The organism is Kitasatospora sp. NPDC056531 (assembly GCF_042794375.1).
Lineage (GTDB): Bacteria > Actinomycetota > Actinomycetes > Streptomycetales > Streptomycetaceae > Kitasatospora.
In genome coordinates this window covers 653-2,195 of sequence record NZ_JBHTTU010000145.1, presented here as the reverse complement: position 1 = coordinate 2,195, position 1,543 = coordinate 653, and the positions used below count along the sequence as shown (strand labels likewise).

The window sequence follows — 1,543 nt, the reverse complement described above, 5'->3', positions numbered from 1 at the left end:
CCGAGGACGACCAGGAGGTCGTCCTGATCACCGCCGACCCCGGATCACCCACCGTGCGGGCCCTGCGAACGCTGGCCGGGCAGGCGACCTGAGCCGAAGGACGCGCACAGGCCTGTCAGGGGCGCGGAGTGCCGCGACAACGTTTTTCGCCGGGGCCGGTGCTCCCCTTGACCCCGAGGCCGGCCACTTCACCCAGCCGCACGGGCGAGCACACCCGCCACCGGCGACCTCCACCGCTCCCACCGCCGGCATTCACAAGCCGCCCCGCCCGGCAAAGGACCCTGCCCCGCCGCCTCCCGTCCACCCCCCGACCTGGCAGGATCTCCCGCCATGACGCGAATCGAGACACCACCGCCCGGCCCCGGGGCCGGACGCCCCGGCGGCCGCGCCGGCCGGGGCGGGCAGGGCGGGCAGGGCGGGCAGGGCGGGAGGAACGACGTCCCCTGGCCGAAGCATCCGCTGCGGACCGCCCTGTGGATCCCGGCCGCCGCCGTGCTGCTGCCGCTCGGCGGGGCGTTGGGGGCCTTCGGCCTGTGGTTCCTGGTCCCGTCGCTGCTGCTGGCCCTGACCGGGGTGATCGGTCTGATCTATGCCCTGCTGAGTCTCTGCCAGTCCGGTCCGCTGCGGCTCCTGGCACTGGCGCTGCTGATCGCCCCGATGATCGGGGTGCCGTTGCTGAGCAGCAGCACCGTGCAGGCCACTGTGCTGTCGACGCGCGGCATCGCTCACCCGGGCACCGTCACCGAGGTCCGGGTCAGTCACGGCAAGACCACCACCTACCGCTGCGCCGTACGCTACGAGGACGCCCCGGGCCGTAGCACGTCCGTGAAGTGCGGCGCCGGGGACACCGTGGGTGAGCGGGTCAGCGTCACCGAGGACCCGGGCGGCCTGGTGGAACCGGAGTTCACCGACCAGGCCGCCGGCCGGGTCGACCTCGCCATGGCGGGCTTGTCCGACGTGACGCTGCTGGTCATCGCCACCGTCGTGGCCGCGGTCGGCGCCCTGCTGCACTGGCTGAAGGTCCGTCGTAATCCCGTTGCCGGGGCGACGGGGTAACGGGGATCCTCCACAGATGGAGCTAGCAGAGCAGGAAATCCCGCTGGGTGAGGTGACGCTGCGCCGTTTCCGCGGCGAGGCGGACCTCCCCGAGTTCTTCCGGGTCATCGAGGAGTCGCTGGAGCACTTGCGGCCGTTCATGCCGTGGGTCGCCGAGCACAGCCTCGCCAAGACCACCGAGTTCCTGACCGAGCGGCCGGGGCTGTGGGAGAGCGGCAAGGACTTCACCTACGCGATCCTGCTGGACGGCGCGATCGTCGGCGCCTGCGGGCTGTTCCGGCGCGAGGACACCCCGGAGAACGGCCGGGAGATCGGCTACTGGCTGCACCCCGCCGCGACCGGCCGAGGGATCGCCACTCGGACCGCCCGAGCGCTGGCCGAGCAGGCCTTCCGACTGCCCGGCGTGGACTTCGTCGAGATCGTGCACGACCCGGCCAACCGCGCGAGCGCCGCCGTCCCGGCCCGCCTCGGCTTCACCGAGTACCTG

At 72.9% G+C, this 1,543-nt stretch carries 2 protein-coding genes and 1 pseudogene; all 3 read left to right on the top strand.

What is annotated here, in order from left to right:
• Positions 1 to 92 (top strand): annotated as a pseudogene (locus tag ACFQ87_RS41960) (transcriptional regulator); the annotation flags it as partial.
• Positions 93 to 330: 238 nt separating this feature from the next.
• Positions 331 to 1,056: a hypothetical protein gene (locus tag ACFQ87_RS41955; RefSeq protein ID WP_380616235.1), complete on the top strand. Its 726-nt coding sequence runs from the start codon at positions 331 to 333 to the stop codon at positions 1,054 to 1,056.
• Between the two features lie 16 nt (positions 1,057 to 1,072).
• Positions 1,073 to 1,543 (top strand): GNAT family N-acetyltransferase (locus ACFQ87_RS41950; protein ID WP_380616234.1); only part of this gene is annotated, 471 nt, incomplete at its 3' end.